Raw genomic sequence first — 17,402 nt, forward strand, 5'->3', positions numbered from 1 at the left:
ACCGGCATAATGCGCTTCCAACCAGAAACCACAGGCTGAGGCAGTCTCCAGGATGCCTGCAGCTTGCCGCTTGAGGCTTGAAGCTGAGATGCAGTACTCCGATCTACGTGATTTCATCAAGGGCCTGGAGCAGCGCGGCGAGCTCAAGCGTATCCAGACTCCCGTTTCGCCAATACTGGAAATGACCGAGATATGCGATCGCACCCTGCGCAAGGGTGGTCCGGCTCTGTTATTCGAAAACCCGACCGGTTACAGCATGCCAGTGCTTGGCAACCTGTTTGGCACTCCGCAGCGAGTGGCCATGGGCATGGGCGCTACGGAAGTCAGCGAGCTTCGTGAAATCGGCAAGCTGCTGGCGTTCCTCAAGGAACCCGATCCGCCAAAGGGTCTCAAAGACGCCTGGTCCAAGCTGCCCATTTTCAAGAAAGTCATCTCCATGGCCCCCAAGGTTGTGCGCGACGCTCCCTGCCAGGCAGTGATAATGGAGGGCGAGGACGTGGATCTTTCCTCGATCCCGGTGCAGACCTGCTGGCCTGGGGATGCCGGGCCACTGATCACCTGGGGTCTGGTGGTCACCCGTGGCCCGAACAAGGAGCGGCAGAACCTGGGCATCTACCGCCAGCAGGTAATCGGTCGCAACAAGCTGATCATGCGCTGGCTGAGCCACCGGGGCGGCGCTCTGGACTTCAAGGACTGGTGTGAAAAACACCCGGGTGAGCCCTTTCCGATTGCCGTCGCGCTCGGCGCGGACCCGGCCACCATTCTCGGCGCCGTGACTCCCGTACCCGATAGTCTTTCGGAATACGCCTTCGCAGGGCTTCTGCGCGGCCAACGTACCGAGCTGGTCAAATGCCGGGGCTCCAATTTGCAGGTGCCAGCCAGTGCCGAGATTGTGCTGGAGGGCGTGATCCATCCCGGCGAAATGGCTGACGAAGGCCCCTTTGGTGACCACACCGGCTATTACAATGAGGTAGATCGTTTTCCGGTATTTACTGTTGAGCGTATAACCCAGCGTGAAAAACCGATTTATCACAGCACCTACACCGGACGACCACCGGATGAACCGGCTATCCTCGGTGTAGCACTGAATGAGGTATTCGTTCCCATTCTGCAGAAGCAGTTTCCGGAGATCACTGACTTCTATCTGCCGCCTGAAGGCTGCTCGTACCGGATGGCCGTTGTCTCGATGAAGAAACAATACCCGGGCCATGCCAAGCGGGTAATGCTCGGCGTTTGGAGCTTCCTGCGCCAGTTCATGTATACCAAGTTCGTGATCGTTACCGACGACGATATCAACATCCGCGACTGGAATGATGTGATCTGGGCAATAACTACCCGGATGGACCCCAAGCGGGACACGGTGATGATCGACAACACGCCGATCGATTATCTGGATTTTGCCTCCCCGGTATCCGGGCTCGGCAGCAAGATGGGCCTGGACGCCACCAACAAGTGGCCCGGAGAAACCACGCGCGAGTGGGGAGTAGCCATTGCCCAGGACCCTGCAGTAAAGAAGCGTATTGACGATATCTGGGCCGAGCTGGGTATTGACTGATGACGCCAACTCCAATGAGGCCAGAGAGCGGATTATGAAGGTAACACTGCAACCGGCGGGTCATGTACTGGACCTGTTACCCGGCGAGCGCATTCTTGATGCCGCGCGCCGGCTTAGCTTCGACGCGCCGCAAAGCTGCCGTAACGGTAATTGTCATGTATGCAATGCGCAGCTGCTGCAGGGCAGAGTCATGCAGAACGACGAAACACGTACCCAGGGTGAAATTTTCACCTGTCTGGCCACGCCGCAAGAAGACTGCGAGCTTTTCTGGGAGCATGTACTTGCGCCCGGCGAGCTGCCGCAGCACAGCGTTGCCTGCCAGGTAGTCGCCTGTGAGCCAATAGGGGCGGATGTATGGCAGATTGATTTACGCCCCCCGGCAGGTAAACCCCTGCGCTATCACGCCGGCCAGTATCTGCTATTGCAAAGACCCGATGGTGAAGCGACCCCGTTCTCTATCGCCTCTGCACCCCACCAGGAGCGGACGCTGGAACTGCATATATTGGCCAAGGATCCGGCGACCGAAGCCCTGATCGAGCAAATGCGGCGTGATCGCATTGCCCATGTTCAGGTACCCTTTGGTGATTGCCACCTTGCTACATTGCCGGATCGCCCGCTTGTGTTGATCGCCGCAGGCACCGGTCTGTCGCAGATGCAGAGCATGGTCGAGCACTGTCTCGAGCAGCGCTTCGCCTACCCGATTCACCTCTACTGGGGGGTGCGTCATGGCGATGATCTGTACGAGACCACCTACTGGCAGCGCTGGGAGGAGCAGGAGAACCTGATTGTGCACAAGATCGTCAGCGACCATCCCGACTGGTCAGGGCGCCAGGGCATGTTGCATGAGGCGATCCGCGCAGACCTCGGCGACCTGAGCGAGTACGAGTTCTACGTCAGTGGTTCGCCGCCTATGGTCTACGGCACCCTGGATGCATTGGTTGAGGCAGGCATGCCGGGTGAACAGATGCACGCCGACGTGTTTGCCTACGCCCCTCGCGATTGAAGGGCGCTGGCCTACTCAGCGAGCATCCGGCATCGGCAGCTCGGGCAAGTCGTGCACCATCAGGTCAAATCCCTGACGCAGCATTTGCTGACTGCTTTTCTGGTCGCCCATATGCTCCAGCAACCTAACCAGCTCCGCACAGGTTTGAATATCCCGCTTGCTGGTAAAGCTGGCATCGAGGTATTCCCTTGCCTTACCCCACAACTTGTTGCGTAACGCCAGCCGACCCAGGGCCAGCAACAGAGTAGCATTATGCGGGTGGTCGGCCAGCCAGTGCTCTGCGCTGCTCAATTGGCGAGCAGGATCCTTACCCTCCACCAGACCATAAAGATGGATCAGTCGTTCGTTGAAACCTTCGCGCAGGGCAGCGCGCAAAATCGTCTCCGCTTCATCGCTGCGACCCTGATGACGCAACTGAATGCAGTAGGCCTCGACCAGCGCCGGATCGTGCCGTAGATGCTTGGGCAGCCGCTCCCAGAGCGCTGTCAGCATATCGGCCTGACCGGGTTCCGTTTGTCGACGCTGGCCGGCCTCCCCGAGCAGGGCGATATAAACCTGATGCTCCAGGCTTTCCTGATCGCCAGGACTCAGCAGCTTGTGCCGGCGCAACTCCGGTAGAAGCTTCTCCAACCGGGACCAGTCTTCCAGTTTGGCGTAGAGCTGGCCCATCAGTTTCAAGGCATAAAGATGCTTGGGATGGTCCTTGCGCAGCCGCGTCAGCGAGGCCAGAGCCTGCTCCAGTTGACCGCGAGCGATCTGTAGCTGCGCCTGGGTCACCGCGATGGCAACGTCAGCCTGAGGAGTGGTCTCGTAAGCCTCGCGCAACAGGCCGTCGCACTGGGCATAATCTTCCAGCTCGTGAGCAGCCCGGGCCGCCACAAGGTAATTGATCAATGGCTGCTCAGCGTGGGGTGCCGAGCGCTTGAGTAATCTCATTGCTTCGGCCCAGTGGCCTTCGGCAAATTCCAGAAGGCCCCGGGTCGTGACCTGGTTGGCCCGACGCTGGCGGTTATGCCGGGACCAGGGGTTGATTCTACGACCCGACACATTAAGCAGACGAACCACTGCACGCAGCAAAGAAAGCACCAGCCAGAGCGCCAGTAGAAAGGCAATCCCGACCCAGATACTGGTTTCGATCGACATATTTCGCCAGGCAATCAACAGGTAGCCCGGGTCCTCGGCTACCGCCATACCCAGTAGAGCAGCGACCAGCAATATGGCCAGTACAGCCAGATAACTTTTGCTCATTGAGCGCCCTCCCCACTATTGGTTGGGCTACGACGACTCTGGATGTAGGCAGCGAGATCCTGTTGAACATCCGAAAGATCTGGCGCATCAAGATCGACCTGGCGTTCAGCCAATGCAGTGAGCTGACTCTGCATTGCCTTCACCTGCGGATTCTCCAGCTCGAAGAACTGCTGCAGAATATTCTTCGCCTGAGTCAGGCTAGCCTGGTATATGGCGCTTTCTCCGCGAAGAGCAGCCCACTGAGCCTGCTCCATGGTCAATTGCAGGGTACGACGAACCCGTTGCATCTCCGCCTCATCCAGCAGGGGGGTAATGACCTTGCCGCGCTGGAAATCCACACGCACATAGCGTTCCAGACGCATGAGTACGCGCTCGGCGCGAGTCCGGCGTGAGAGTCGATCCTCATATTCCTCCTCTGCGCTGATTGCGTCTGGGTCGAACTCCGGCACCGGCAACAGAACCAGCCGGTTGACCTGCTCGTGCAATGCCGCCAGTCGCAGATAGATACCCGAGCGATCAATTTCAGGTAACGCTTCGATAGATGCCTGAACCTGCGCCAACGCCTCGCGTACTGCAAATACCCCGCTGTCGGGTTGCTCGCGCAGGATGGAGTCAACCGCTTCCAACAACTCACGGGCTGACCTGACATCCTGGGCGGCCAGCAATCGCAGACTCGCCAGGCGCAGCAGATATTCCGCTTCGGCCAGTTTCCAGTCAGCACGAGCATCCCCGCGTATGACGTCCAACTCCTGACTCAGGGCTCTCTGGCTGCGTTGAAGCTCGGCGGCCAGGCTTTGCATCTGTTGCCACGTGGCGCCATCGGGAAGTCCCTCCAGCCGTGCCTGCATGGACTGCTGGCCACGGCGCTGCGCATTAGCCAACTGCTCCATCTGTCCGCTCAGTTCCTCTCCTTGCACTGCGGCCTGCTGGTTATCTGTTTGCCACTGCCAGGCTTGCAGGCCGAGGGCCGCGATGGCAACTATCAGCGCTACTGCAGCCAGACCCCGCCCCGATCCATTGTTACCCTTTGACGCTCTGGTCCCGGGAGGTGGTGTCTTACCCTTGCCGCCCAGACCCGCGTTAGCCGTAGAAGCGCTTGCAGACGGCTTCGAAATATCGGACTGGGCGCCAGTCACGGGTTTAGCGCCTGCAGAAGATTCCGGGTGCGCACCGACCGGCCCAGTGCCGGGGCCTTCTGCCCGGTTTTTTTCAGACTTGATGGAATCATCGCTGGCAGCGTGATCTGTGGCGTTATCCTTGCTGCCGCTCTTGCTCGGGTCGATCGGTTCCACGCTATTCCCCTTGTACTGTCAGCCGGTGGGCATTGATGGCGGTAACTAACGCGTCATCATCCGCACCGTTGCACATTATTATGTCTTCGCAGCCCAGCTCGGCAGCCCGTTTGGCCACCCGATTGCCGGGAACCCAGCAGCGCCAGAGACGTTGCTGCAACCATTCCTGTCCAGCAGCTGCATGCCAGTATTCCAGCGCCTGAACACTGAGTACCACTATGCCACGTACGCCGGCCTGGCGGGCAGCCTCGATCGATTGTGGCAAGCCGTCCGCGGGCAGGCGCTGATACAACTCAAGATAGTCTACCTGCCCGCCAGCAAAAGCTATGCGCGAAGCAAGGTGCTCGCGCCCACCCACGCCGCGCCAGATCATCACCCGCAGATTCGGCTCGGCAAGAAGTGCTTCCCAGCGCGGCAAAGCCAACAGCGCCTCACTGTCCTGGCCATCCAGCGGCGCCTGGGCCGGCAGGTCGTATTGGCGCAGAATACCTGCGGTGGTTTCGCCCACGGCAAACCAATCTATGCCCAGCGGAACCTGCGGCCAATAACGGTCAAGCCGCTCCAGGCCCAACCGCGCAGCCACAGGACTGACCGCTATCACCGCCTGATAACGATCCAGATCCAGCAGCAAACTTCGCTGCTCACTGCTTTCTTCGACCGCCCGGATCTGCAGCAGGGGCGTGCAATAACTTCTTATGCCCAGGGCATCGAGCCTTCCCGCCAATCGTTGGTTGTCCGCAGGTTGGCGGGTGAGCAGTATTGCGGGTGTCACCGACTCTCGGCTCCCAGATAGACCGCATCAAGAATCTTCTGTGCACCCTGACCAAGCAGATCTTCCGCCACGCGAATGCCCAGTGCCTCCGGGCTGGCCTCAGGACCGCGACCCTCCGCCGTCAGCAACAAGGTGCCATCGGGATCTCCGACCATCCCACGCAACCATATCTCGCCGTTCTGGCGCTCGGCATAGCAGGCAATCGGTACCTGACAGCCCCCGTTGAGGTGTGTATTCAACGCTCGTTCCGCGCGCACCCGCAAGGCGCTGTCCTCATCATTCAAAGGGGCAAGAAGCGCATGCAGTTCCTGATCGTCACTGCGACATTCAATACCCACCGCGCCCTGGCCGCCGGCCGGAAGGCTTTCCTCGGGGGGCATTGCATAACGGATGCGGTCGTGAAAGCCCAGACGCATGAGACCAGCAGCAGCCAGAATGATTGCGTCGTATTCTCCGGCATCCAGCTTGGCCAGACGGGTATTCACGTTACCGCGCAGAAAACGTACTTGCAGGTCAGGCCGTCGGGCCATGATCTGCGCCTGGCGTCTCAAGCTTGAAGTCCCCACAACACTGCCCTGGGGGAGGCTGTCGACATTTTCATATTGATTGGAAACAAAGGCGTCGCGCGGGTCCTCGCGCTCGCAGATCACATACAATCCCAAGCCTTCGGGGAAGGCCATGGGTACATCTTTCATGGAATGCACCGCCAGGTCAGCCTGGTCGCTGATGATCGCTGCTTCCAGCTCCTTGACGAACAGACCCTTACCGCCGATTTTGGCTAACGGCGAATCCAGTAGCTGATCGCCACGGCTGACCATCGGCACCAGCGTGACGGTAACTTCGGGGTGGAGTTGTTCCAGACGTGCCTTGACGTACTCGGCCTGCCACAGGGCCAGGGCGCTCTTGCGGGTGGCAATACGCAGATGTCGACTCATGGGATTCTCGCTCAAAACCAGTCTGCATGATACGCCATGCTCCGGCATGCATCCATGCGAGCTTCCCTGAAGCCGGCAATCACAGATGATCCATCAGTTTGCGCAAACCCGGTACGTGACGACGGCTGACCGTCAGATTTTCATCAGGCAGCCCTTTGAGGTGCAGATGGAAATGCCCTACAGAACTGCGCTGCAAGCGCTCGATGCGATGCCGCGCCACCAACGCGTTACGATGTATCCGGACGAAATAATCGCCAAATTCGTCTTCCAGTGCCTTCAACGGTTCATCCAGCAGGACCTCGCCGCCGGTATGACGGAGGGTGACATATTTGTGATCAGCGATGAAATACAGGACCTCGTCGATCGGGATCAGCTCCACACCCTTGCGGGTACGTGCGCTGATATGGCTACGCGCCGGGCTACCCTCGCCCTGACCGCTGGCGCGACCCAGGCTGCACAACTGCACTCGATTGAGTTTTTGCGCTTTGGCCAGTGCGTCGGCCAGGGCCTCGCTACGCACAGGTTTGAGCAAGTAGCCCACGGCACTGACCGCAAAGGCATCCAGGGCATACTCGCCATGGGCAGTGCAGAAGATAACCGCTGGCGCGTCAGGCATCTCACACAGCTTCGCCGCCGTCTGCAATCCATCCAGACCGGGCATTTTTATATCCAGAAGGACTATATCGGGATGCTCACGCTGCACCAGGTCGAGCGTCTCCTGCCCGTTGCTCGCCATATCCGGCAAGGGTTGGTAACCAGGCAACGCATCGAGCAAACGTGACAAGCGTTCCCGGGCCAGTGGTTCATCGTCGGCTACAAGTACTTTCATGCCTTCATGCCTTAATGACTTCTCTGCAAGATTGAGGACGTGTGACTAACAGGATAGACCAGCCTGCTGAAGAAGCGCTCCCCCTCGCGCCAGGCTTCCAGCTTGGCCTGAGGACCGAATAGCACATTCATGCGTGCACGGATATTGTCCAGCGCCATGCGACTGCCCTCATGATTGTTCGTCAATGATGGACAACTGTTTGACACCAACAGTTCGACTACCCCGCCATGCAGCCCCGCGGAGATGCGGATATTACCCCCCGTCAGACTGGGCTGGAGCCCGTGCAAGATAGCGTTTTCCAGCAAAGGCTGCAGAGTCAGCAATGGCATCGGAGTGTGCGCCGGCAAATCGCACTGCCACTCAACCTGCAACCGCTCACCGAGCCGGTAATGCTCGATGCGCAAATAGCCTTCGCAAAGGTGCCGCTCCTCCTCCCAGGTAGCAACACCCCCGACCTCAGCCAGATTCGCGCGAAACAGATCGGCCAGGTCGAGCACTGCCGATTCGGCTCTGTCCGGGGCACTGCCGATCAGACTGACGATACTATTGAGACTATTGAACAGAAAGTGTGGCTGTATGCGTGACTGCAGCGATTGCAGCCGAGCCTTGAGCTCGGCCTCATGCTGGCGTTGCCACTGCTGTTGCAGATAGAAATAGCGTAACAGCAAACCCGTCATGATCAGGGCGATGAGACCGTGGCGCAGCATCTGCCCGGCCTGCAACTGAGGCGCACCAAGCATACCCTGCTTGAGTACCCAGTCGGCCAGGACGGTAAATATGAGGGTGAGACCAACCACTACCAGCAGACAGACCGCGATCGCTATCCACAGAGCACGCCGCTGAATCCAGCCGCGCAGGCGGCATAGCAATGCCGCTGACAACAGCACAATCCATTGCACGAAAAGCGATGCCATGGCCAGGCTCAGCCAGTCAAAACCCTTGGCGGAAGGTACTGCCAGGACCCAGGTAAGTACCAGAAGCTCAGCCAGCACAACCAGAGTAAAAACGGCAACGGACGAGCACAGGTCGGGGAGAAAGAAATCTTCCCCCGAGTAGGGTTGCGCAAGCAGTGTCCAGAGTCCGTTCTTCATCACTCAAGTGTCCGCCAGCGGGGCGCCATCGCGCAAGCATGAAGTGGTATGCTATGGGCTTTTGCCAGCGGAACAACCCGACCTATGAGCCAAGATCAGACAACCAACCAATCCTGGGGCGGCCGCTTCAGTGAGCCCGTCGACGCCTTTGTAGCCCGCTTCACCGCCTCGGTTGATTTCGACAAGCGTTTATACAAACAGGACATCCAGGGCTCCATCGCCCATGCGACGATGCTTGCCCGCGTCGGCGTGCTAAGCGAAGAAGAACGCGACAGCATTATCGCCGGCCTGCACAGCATCCAGAGCGAAATCGAGGCCGGGCAGTTCGACTGGCGTGTTGATCTGGAAGATGTGCACATGAACATCGAGGCGCGACTGACCGCGCAAATCGGTGTTACCGGCAAGAAGCTGCACACCGGGCGCTCACGCAACGATCAGGTGGCGACCGATATTCGTCTCTGGCTGCGCGAGGAGATCGACGTGATTCTGGTCGAGCTGCAACGCCTGCAGACCGGACTGCTGGACCAGGCCGAACGCCATGCAGCGGTCATCATGCCCGGCTTTACCCACCTGCAGACCGCGCAACCGGTGACCTTCGGCCATCATCTGCTGGCCTGGTTCGAGATGCTCAGCCGCGACCGCGAGCGCCTTCTCGATTGCCGCAAGCGGGTCAACCGCATGCCCCTGGGCAGCGCCGCATTGGCAGGCACCACTTACCCGATTGATCGCAGCATCACCTGTGAGCTGCTCGGTTTTGATGCTGTCTCCGGCAACTCACTGGACGGCGTATCGGATCGCGATTTTGCCATCGAATTCTGCGCTGCGGCCTCACTGGCCATGATGCACATGTCACGCTTCTCCGAAGAGCTGGTGCTCTGGACTAGTGCCCAGTTCAACTTCATCGAATTGCCTGACCGGTTTTGCACCGGCTCCTCGATCATGCCGCAGAAAAAGAACCCTGACGTGCCCGAGCTGGTGCGCGGCAAGACCGGTCGCGTGTATGGCCAACTGATGAGCCTGCTGACCCTGATGAAAAGCCAGCCACTGGCTTATAACAAGGACAACCAGGAAGACAAGGAGCCCCTGTTTGACGCCGTGGATACCCTGCGCGACTGTCTTCGCGCCTTCGCCGACATGATCCCGGCAATCCAGCCGAATGTCGAGGCCATGCGTGAGGCGGCCTTGCGCGGTTTTTCCACTGCTACGGACCTGGCCGACTACCTGGTTCGCCGTGGCCTGCCCTTCCGTGACTGCCACGAGATCGTCGGACATGCGGTCAAATTTGGCGTGGAAAGCGGCAAGGATCTGGCCGAAATGAGTCTTGAAGAACTGCGCCAATTCAGCGATCAGATCGAGAAGGATGTGTTTGATGTCTTGACGCTGGAAGGCTCGGTCAATGCCCGTGACCACATTGGCGGCACGGCTCCAGCCCAGGTTCGCGCCGCCGTAGTGCGCGGTCGCGACCTGCTCGCCAGCTGAACTGCATGAACCCTGGTCCGCCGCCTGTTCAGGTGGCGGGCTGCTGCTGGGTTATGCAGTGGATATTGCCGCCACCAAGCAGAATCTCACGGCCCGGCACCGTCACTACCCGGCGGTCCGGGAACAGCTGCTGCAGTAGCTCGCGGGCCGGCTCGTCCTGCGGGTCGTCGAAACTGGGTGCAATAATGCCGTCGTTTACGATCAGAAAATTGACGTAGGAACCGGCCAACCGGATCGATGGATCCCGTGGTTGACTGCCTGCTACCCGGTCAACTCCGGCGCATTCTTCCGCGGTCGCATACAGTGGACCCGGAATCGGCATCTTGTGCACAACCAGCTCGCGACCCTGCGCATCTCGACTGGCCTGCAGCACCCGCAGCGCCGCCTGGCAGCGCGGATAATTGGGATCACTCTCGTCGTCTGTCCAGGCCAGCAACACCTCGCCGGGGCGTACGAAACAACAGAAGTTGTCCACATGGCCGTCGGTCTCGTCGTTATAGAGACCTTCCGGCAACCAGATCACCTTGCTGATGCCCAGGTGGTCGGCTAGAACCACTTCGATTTCCTCGCGCAGCAGGTGCGGATTGCGGTTGCTGTTGAGCAGACACTCCTCGGTGGTCAGCAAGGTGCCTTCGCCATCCACATGGATCGATCCACCCTCGAGTACAAACCCCTCGGTACGGTAGCGCGGGCAGCGTTCAATCCCGAGAATCTTGTCGGCCACCTGATCGTCACGCTGCCAGGGCCAGTAAAGACCACCGTTGAAACCGCCCCAGGCGTTGAACGTCCAGTCCACCCCGCGCAGACCACCCTGGCTATTGGTAACAAAGGTGGGGCCAGTGTCGCGCACCCAGGCGTCATCTGAACTCAACTCGATCACCCGGATGCCGGGGTGACTCAACTGCAGATTGGCGTTCTCATACTGCGCCTGCGAAACACAGACGGTGACGGGCTCGAACCCGGCAATGGCCTTGGCAACCTCGGCAAACGCGGCCTGGGCAGGCTTGCCGCCCTGGCGCCAGTTGTCCGAACGCTCGGGCCAGATCATCCAGGTCTGGCTATGCGGGGCCCATTCGGCGGGCATGCTGTAACTGTCTGCGCGGGGCGTGCTATGCAATGTGTACATCAGGACTCCAGTGAACCATCGAGGGTTTTCAGCGGACCGTACAGATTCGGCCGTCGATCACGGAAGCTGCCCCAGGCGCTGCGTATATGCTCCAGCTGATCCAGATCGAACTGCTGAACAAGCACAGTCTCGTCCGTTTCGTTGGCTTCCTGCACCTTTTCACCGAACTGATCGGCGATGAACGATGAGCCGTAAAAGGTGATCTCGTATCCGTCCTGCTCTTCGCGACCGATGCGATTACTGGCTACCAGCGGCATCAGATTCGCTCCGGCATGCCCCTGCTGCACCCGCTGCCAATGATCCCGGGAGCTGATCGTCGAATCATGGGGCTCACTGCCAATCGCCGTCGGATAAAACAGGATCTCGGCACCCATCAAGGCCATGGCGCGTGCGCACTCGGGAAACCACTGGTCCCAGCAAATGCCCACGCCAATCTTTGCATAGCGGGTCTGCCACACCTTGAAGCCGGTATCGCCAGGATTGAAGTAATACTTTTCGTGGTAGCCCGGGCCATCAGGAATATGGCTTTTGCGGTACAAACCCAGATTGCGACCATCGGCATCAAGGATCACCACACTATTGAAGCGCGCTCGCCCGGCCAGCTCAAAGAAACTGATCGGCAAAACGACCTCGAGCTCCTTGGCCAGCGCCTTAAAATGCGCAATAGCCGGATTACTGTCGACTTCTGTTGCCAATTGCAGATACTCAGCATTGGGCTTCTGGCAAAAATAGGGGGTCTCGAACAACTCCTGAATCAGAATGATCTGAGCGCCTCTGGCCGCAGCTTCACGCACCAGCTTCTCGGCTTTGGCTATGTTGTCCTGACGATCCCACGAGCAACTCATTTGGGTAGCAGCGACACTGACAAGGCGGGTCATGGCGGTCTCCTGATAGATTGATAAAACCTTATACCGGATAAATATCCGCTAAACAAAATAATTATCCTGTTTTACATCAAATACGGCATTCAGTACGACAACTATCGATCACATCAACGGATCCGTATCGGCTGCGTCACTCGCTCGCGGCAACACAGGCGGCAGATAGAGTCCGAGGTAGGCTACCATCATGCGCTTGGCCTCCCGCCGCATGGGCGCGGTCAACTCCCCATGCTGCTGGTGGTCTGCCGCCAGCAGTTTGTCCGCCGCCTGCATCGCCAAGGCAAAGATATCCACATCCTCCGGCAACGCTGGCAACTGGTAATACCGAGCCAGATAGGCGCGCAAACTCTGACCCAAAAGTCTGTCATGGTGGCGGTCGGCCTGGCGCACACCCGCAAGCTCATGGGCACCCAGAATCAGCTCGCGAGCTGCTGGGTGCGACTGATAATACTGCTGGAAGCGATCTTCCAGGCGCTCGATAAGCTCCATCCAACTCGCCGGCTCGAATCCGGCCGGCGCAGCTCCCAGAACGCCATCCAGCTCCGCAAAGACTCGCTCCGCCAGAGCAGCAAGCACGTCGGCAAGCTGCGGGAAAAAGTGATAAACCGAAGAAGGGGGAATATCGGCCTGAGCAGCAATGGCATAAATTGACAACTCGCCGAGCGAGCGCTGCGCCAGCAAGGTCACTGTCGCATCCAGAATGCGATCGATGCGCTCCTGACTACTGGCTCGGCGTTTGGGCAGAGGTTTGACGGCTGACATGATCTCTCGCATCCGTGGGCGCACATGGGTACCTGCATGGGGAAGATAGCACAGGTGTCCATCGCCCCCGCAGGTCGATGCCGAGATCCGCCGGCAAATTAATCGTCGCCAGGAAAGGTGGTGTTGCTGGTCCCGTCAAGATCAGTTTCGAACTCACTGCCATCGGCATTGGTCCGTTCATCGCCCCCTGTGCGGTGGATGGTGGAATCACTCTGATAACCGTTGTCGTCATCGGGATTCACCACGCGAGGACCTCCGCCGATCGAGCCGCTCCCACCAGCGTCATTATCCTGCTGGTGAATGCGGTGACCCGAACCGGTATGCGCACCCGTGGTATCGGCAGCCTGCACTTGAGTTGCAACCAGCAACGCACCCATGGCAATAGCCAGGATCCGGTATGTCAGACGGTTTTTCATCGAGCACTCCTGTCGTACGCGTGTTCTGCATTCGAGCATGACGCTAGCGGGAAGTTCGGGCCGTCCGTCCGAAGAAGAGCCTGAAAACAACAATCCCGCCTCAGGGGCGGGATTGATCTTCAGCCGCACATCGATCAGACCGTATGCAGGTACCACATGTACTCCAGATCGGAGATGGTGCGCTCGAACTCTTCCTGCTCGCTTTCCTTGCACAGGACGAACACGTCAAGATACTCCTCGCCGATGTATTCCTTCATTACCTCCGAGGTCTCCAGCGACCGCAGAGCATCGCGCAGGTTGGTTGGCAAGGAAGCCTCGTGCTGGTCGTAGGCATTGCCCTCCGTCATTTCCGGCGGTTCGATCTTGTTGCTGATACCGTAATGGATAGCCGAAAGCAGTGCCGCCATCAACAGATAGGGGTTGGCATCGGCGCCAGCCAGACGGTGCTCGATGCGCATCGCATCGGGCTCGCCACCGGGCACACGAACAGCCACAGTGCGGTTATCGATACCCCAGGTAGCTGCGCAGGGTACGAAAAAGCTCGGACTGAAGCGGCGATAGGAGTTCACGTTCGGACACAGGAAGGCCATGTATTCCGGCAGCGTCTGCAGCAGGCCGCCGACCGCCCAGCGGAGGGTCTCGCTCAGCGTACCATCGGCGTTGGGAGCGAAAATGTTCTTGCCCTGTTCGTCCTCCAGACTGATATGCACGTGCATACCGTTGCCGGCCTGATCGTAGTAGGGCTTGGCCATGAATGTAGTATCCATTTCATGGTCGTAGGCTACGCTCTTGATCACCCGCTTGAGCAGCACGTTGTAGTCACAGGCCACGACCGGGTCATCCACATGGTGCAGGTTGACCTCGAACTGGCCCGGCGCCGATTCCGCGACAATGGCGTCAGCGGGGATGCCCTGTTCGTGGGCAGCTTCGATGACGTCCTGGAGGAACTCGGCGTACTCGTCCAGATCGTCCATCGAGTAGACCTGAACGGAATTGGGGCGCTTGCCTGACATCGGCGAGCGCGGCGGCTGCGGCCGACCGGTAATGTTTTCCTGGTCGATCAGGTAAAACTCCAGCTCGAAAGCGGAGACCGGCTTGAGGCCCAGTTCGCTGAAACGTTGAACAATGCGCTGGAGCACATAGCGCGGGTCTGCGAAGAAGGGCGTCTTGCGGTCGACCTCATACATGGTCATCAGCAACTGCCCGGTGGGCCGCTTTTGCCAGGGCTCAACATTCAGAGTGCCGGGGATGGGCAGACATATCCGATCCGCATCGCCTATTTCCAGCCCCAGGCCGGTTTCTTCAACCGTAGTGCCCTGGATGTTGAGGGCAAAGATCGATGCTGGCAGTGCAATGCCTCTTTCGTAGGCCTTGAGCAGTGCCGACCGATCTATGCGCTTACCGCGGACGATGCCGTTCATATCGGCAATAAGAAGGTCAATAAAATGGATTTCCGGATGCTCGGCCAAAAAGGCCTCAGCTTCCTGGACACTGACGGGCGCAGCGATGGCTGCTGCAGAGTCCGCTCCGGGTTGGGATTGCATGGAATGTCACCTGTTGTTTGTAAAATATATCAATCACGTTGGCTACAGGGAGAGAGTAAATCTGAAAGCCTATGACGAGTCAATAGAATCACTGATGCACAAATAGGGTGCATGCCGCACCAAATAAGGCCGCAAACAGGGCTGCGAGGCATTTTTGAATGCCTGTATCGGAACCTTGATGGCGGGTTTTGTGTTAATTATTTTTTGTTGCTATTGTATGAAAAATTGAACAACAATGAATTCATGTATGTTATTCACTACAGGCTGCAAACCATGTCATCTACTCAAAAACCCCTGATTGGCATCACCTGCTGCACCGATCAGCTGGGCCTGCACCCTTTCCATATAGTAGGTGAAAAATACATCCTTGGCATCGTCGACGGTGCCGACGGCTTGCCACTGCTGATTCCGGCGCTGGGCGAACGTCTGGCTACGGACCAGCTGCTCGATACCGTCGACGGCCTGATGTTCACCGGATCACCCTCCAACGTCGAGCCCCATCATTACCAGGGCCCCGCCAGCGCGGAAGGTACGCGGCACGACCCCAAGCGCGATGCCACCACTCTACCGCTTATAAAGACAGCAATCGACCGAGGCATTCCGGTGCTCTGTATCTGTCGCGGCTTTCAGGAAATGAATGTTGTCTTTGGCGGCAGCCTGCATCAGCGTCTGCATGAAGTAGGCGGCTATATTGAACATCGGGAAAACAAGGAACAACCCGTGGCAGTCCAGTATGGACCGGCCCATGAGGTCAAGCTGGAACCGGGGGGCCTTCTGCAGCGAATTGCCGGTCGCAATTCGGCACAGGTCAACTCCCTGCATACTCAGGGTGTTGACCGGCTGGGTGCCGGATTGCGAGCTGAAGCTACCGCAGCAGACGGATTGATCGAGGCCTTTTCCGTTGTCGATTCCCCAGCGTTCGCGCTAGGCGTGCAATGGCATCCGGAATGGCAGGTTTGTGACAATCCTTTCTATCTATCCCTATTCCAGGCGTTTGGAGACGCCTGCCGCGCCAGAGCGGCGCGGCACTCCTGAGGATTTTATGAACAACATCGAAGCATGGCTGAAAGAACACAAGATCACCGAAGTCGAATGCATGGTCAGCGACCTCACCGGCATTGCCCGGGGCAAAATTGCACCGACAATGAAATTTATTTCGGAAAAAGGCATGCGCCTACCCGAAAGCATTTTGCTGCAATCGGTCACAGGTGATTATGTCGAGGACGACATTTATTATGACCTGCTCGATCCTGCCGACATCGACATGATCTGCAAGCCCGATTTCACCGGCATTTACCTTGTGCCCTGGGCGATCGAGCCGACCGCGCAAATTATTCACGATTGCTATGACAAGACCGGCGAACCGATCGAGATGTCGCCGCGCAACATTCTCAAGAAGGTTCTCAAGCTGTATGCCGACAAGGGCTGGCAGCCACTGGTCGCTCCCGAGATGGAGTTCTACCTGACCAAACGCAACGAAGATCCCGACCTGCCGCTGCAGCCGCCAATAGGCCGGTCCGGACGTCAGGAAACCGGCCGCCAGTCGTTCTCGATCGATGCTGCCAACGAGTTCGACCCCTTGTTCGAAGACATGTACGACTGGTGTGAAGCCCAGGGCCTGGATCTGGATACGTTGATCCACGAGGAAGGCACGGCGCAGATGGAAATCAATTTCCGTCACGGCGACCCACTGCACCTGGCCGATCAGATTCTGGTGTTCAAACGCACTATGCGCGAGGCGGCACTCAAGCACGACATGACTGCCACCTTTATGGCCAAGCCGATCACCAATGAGCCGGGCAGCGCGATGCACCTGCACCAGAGCATCGTCGACCGCAAGACAGGCAAAAATATCTTCTCTAATCCTGACGGCAGCATGAGCGAGCTATTTTTGCACCATATTGGTGGCTTGCAGCGTTATATACCCGAGGTGTTGCCGCTGTTCGCGCCCAACGTCAACTCGTTCCGTCGATTTCTGCCGGATACTTCCGCACCGGTCAACGTCGAATGGGGTGAAGAGAACCGCACTGCTGGCCTGAGAGTGCCGGATTCGACACCGCAGAACCGCCGCGTGGAAAACCGCCTGCCAGGGGCGGACGCCAACCCCTATATTGCGATTGCGGCCAGCTTGCTATGCGGTTACCTGGGTATGGTTGGCAAGATGGATCCATCTGCACCAGTCAAGGGCAGGGCCTATGAGCGACGCAACCTGCGTCTGCCGCTAACGCTCGAGTCGGCGCTGGAACGTATGGAGCAGTGCAGCGACGTGGAGGCAGTACTGGGCAGCAAGTTCTGCCGCGGCTACGTAGCAGTGAAGCGCGTCGAGCATGAAAACTACAAGCGCGTGATCAGTAGCTGGGAGCGCGAGTTCCTGCTGTTGAGCGTCTAGGCCGGCCAAGAGCCAGGCAAGCTGAGCGCAGGGCGCTCCACATGAACAGGTATCGGCGAGAGCAGAAATGTCTCGCCGGG

General features: G+C 58.6%; 16 protein-coding genes. 5 read left to right on the forward strand and 11 right to left on the reverse strand.

What is annotated here, in order from left to right:
• Nucleotides 1–88 precede the first annotated feature (88 nt).
• Together ubiD and IEV54_RS04910 are read left to right on the forward strand one after the other, a co-directional pair.
• Entirely contained in the window at nucleotides 89–1,555 is a 1,467-nt protein-coding gene (gene ubiD / locus IEV54_RS04905) for a 4-hydroxy-3-polyprenylbenzoate decarboxylase (protein ID WP_150276228.1), read from the forward strand.
• 34 nt (nucleotides 1,556–1,589) lie between these two features.
• Nucleotides 1,590–2,558, forward strand: coding sequence for a 2Fe-2S iron-sulfur cluster-binding protein (locus IEV54_RS04910; RefSeq protein ID WP_150276229.1), 969 nt, complete (start codon nucleotides 1,590–1,592; stop codon nucleotides 2,556–2,558).
• 15 nt (nucleotides 2,559–2,573) lie between these two features.
• Here IEV54_RS04910 and IEV54_RS04915 read toward each other — a convergent pair whose 3' ends face one another.
• The 6 genes from IEV54_RS04915 to IEV54_RS04940 all read right to left on the reverse strand — a co-directional run bounded on the left by IEV54_RS04915 (nucleotide 2,574) and on the right by IEV54_RS04940 (nucleotide 8,725).
• Nucleotides 2,574–3,806 carry a heme biosynthesis HemY N-terminal domain-containing protein gene (locus IEV54_RS04915; RefSeq protein WP_150276230.1) on the reverse strand — a complete coding sequence of 411 codons (1,233 nt, stop codon included), beginning with the start codon at nucleotides 3,804–3,806 and terminating at the stop codon, nucleotides 2,574–2,576.
• Entirely contained in the window at nucleotides 3,803–5,098 is a 1,296-nt protein-coding gene (locus IEV54_RS04920) for a uroporphyrinogen-III C-methyltransferase (RefSeq protein ID WP_150276231.1), read from the reverse strand. Before IEV54_RS04920 ends, IEV54_RS04915 begins: the two co-directional genes overlap by 4 nt.
• Nucleotide 5,099: 1 nt before the next feature.
• On the reverse strand, nucleotides 5,100–5,870 hold the full coding sequence (locus tag IEV54_RS04925; protein ID WP_150276232.1) for a uroporphyrinogen-III synthase: 771 nt from the start codon (nucleotides 5,868–5,870) through the stop codon (nucleotides 5,100–5,102).
• The gene (gene hemC, locus IEV54_RS04930) at nucleotides 5,867–6,805 is read right to left on the reverse strand and encodes a hydroxymethylbilane synthase (RefSeq protein WP_150276233.1); all 939 of its coding nucleotides are present in this window, start codon (nucleotides 6,803–6,805) and stop codon (nucleotides 5,867–5,869) included. Before hemC ends, IEV54_RS04925 begins: the two co-directional genes overlap by 4 nt.
• A 79-nt stretch (nucleotides 6,806–6,884) precedes the next feature.
• On the reverse strand, nucleotides 6,885–7,634 hold the full coding sequence (locus IEV54_RS04935) for a LytR/AlgR family response regulator transcription factor (RefSeq protein WP_150276234.1): 750 nt from the start codon (nucleotides 7,632–7,634) through the stop codon (nucleotides 6,885–6,887).
• Between the two features lie 11 nt (nucleotides 7,635–7,645).
• The gene (locus IEV54_RS04940; protein WP_150276235.1) at nucleotides 7,646–8,725 is read right to left on the reverse strand and encodes a sensor histidine kinase; all 1,080 of its coding nucleotides are present in this window, start codon (nucleotides 8,723–8,725) and stop codon (nucleotides 7,646–7,648) included.
• A gap of 84 nt (nucleotides 8,726–8,809) precedes the next feature.
• Between IEV54_RS04940 and argH the strand changes: the two genes are divergently transcribed.
• The gene (gene argH, locus IEV54_RS04945; protein ID WP_150276236.1) at nucleotides 8,810–10,204 is read left to right on the forward strand and encodes an argininosuccinate lyase; all 1,395 of its coding nucleotides are present in this window, start codon (nucleotides 8,810–8,812) and stop codon (nucleotides 10,202–10,204) included.
• Between the two features lie 28 nt (nucleotides 10,205–10,232).
• On the opposite strand, the gene aguA is transcribed toward argH, so the two are convergent.
• The 5 genes from aguA to IEV54_RS04970 form a co-directional block, all read right to left on the reverse strand.
• The gene (gene aguA, locus IEV54_RS04950; RefSeq protein WP_150276237.1) at nucleotides 10,233–11,330 is read right to left on the reverse strand and encodes an agmatine deiminase; all 1,098 of its coding nucleotides are present in this window, start codon (nucleotides 11,328–11,330) and stop codon (nucleotides 10,233–10,235) included.
• Nucleotides 11,330–12,208: an N-carbamoylputrescine amidase gene (aguB, locus tag IEV54_RS04955; RefSeq protein WP_150276238.1), complete on the reverse strand. Its 879-nt coding sequence runs from the start codon at nucleotides 12,206–12,208 to the stop codon at nucleotides 11,330–11,332. Before aguB ends, aguA begins: the two co-directional genes overlap by 1 nt.
• 108 nt (nucleotides 12,209–12,316) lie before the next feature.
• The gene (locus IEV54_RS04960; protein WP_188434328.1) at nucleotides 12,317–12,973 is read right to left on the reverse strand and encodes a TetR/AcrR family transcriptional regulator; all 657 of its coding nucleotides are present in this window, start codon (nucleotides 12,971–12,973) and stop codon (nucleotides 12,317–12,319) included.
• A gap of 98 nt (nucleotides 12,974–13,071) precedes the next feature.
• Complete coding sequence (locus IEV54_RS04965; protein ID WP_150276240.1) at nucleotides 13,072–13,389, reverse strand: hypothetical protein; 318 nt, start codon at nucleotides 13,387–13,389, stop codon at nucleotides 13,072–13,074.
• A 134-nt stretch (nucleotides 13,390–13,523) separates the two neighbouring features.
• A complete protein-coding gene (locus IEV54_RS04970) occupies nucleotides 13,524–14,933 on the reverse strand; it encodes a glutamine synthetase family protein (protein WP_150276241.1) in 1,410 nt (469 codons plus the stop codon).
• A gap of 273 nt (nucleotides 14,934–15,206) precedes the next feature.
• On the opposite strand from IEV54_RS04970, the gene IEV54_RS04975 reads away from it, so the two are divergent.
• Both IEV54_RS04975 and IEV54_RS04980 read left to right on the forward strand, forming a co-directional pair.
• Nucleotides 15,207–15,968, forward strand: coding sequence for a gamma-glutamyl-gamma-aminobutyrate hydrolase family protein (locus IEV54_RS04975; protein WP_150276242.1), 762 nt, complete (start codon nucleotides 15,207–15,209; stop codon nucleotides 15,966–15,968).
• A 7-nt stretch (nucleotides 15,969–15,975) separates the two neighbouring features.
• Complete coding sequence (locus IEV54_RS04980; protein ID WP_150276243.1) at nucleotides 15,976–17,322, forward strand: glutamine synthetase family protein; 1,347 nt, start codon at nucleotides 15,976–15,978, stop codon at nucleotides 17,320–17,322.
• The last annotated feature ends 80 nt before the right edge of the window (nucleotides 17,323–17,402 follow it).

The organism is Halopseudomonas salina, from assembly GCF_014637955.1.
GTDB lineage: Bacteria > Pseudomonadota > Gammaproteobacteria > Pseudomonadales > Pseudomonadaceae > Halopseudomonas > Halopseudomonas salina.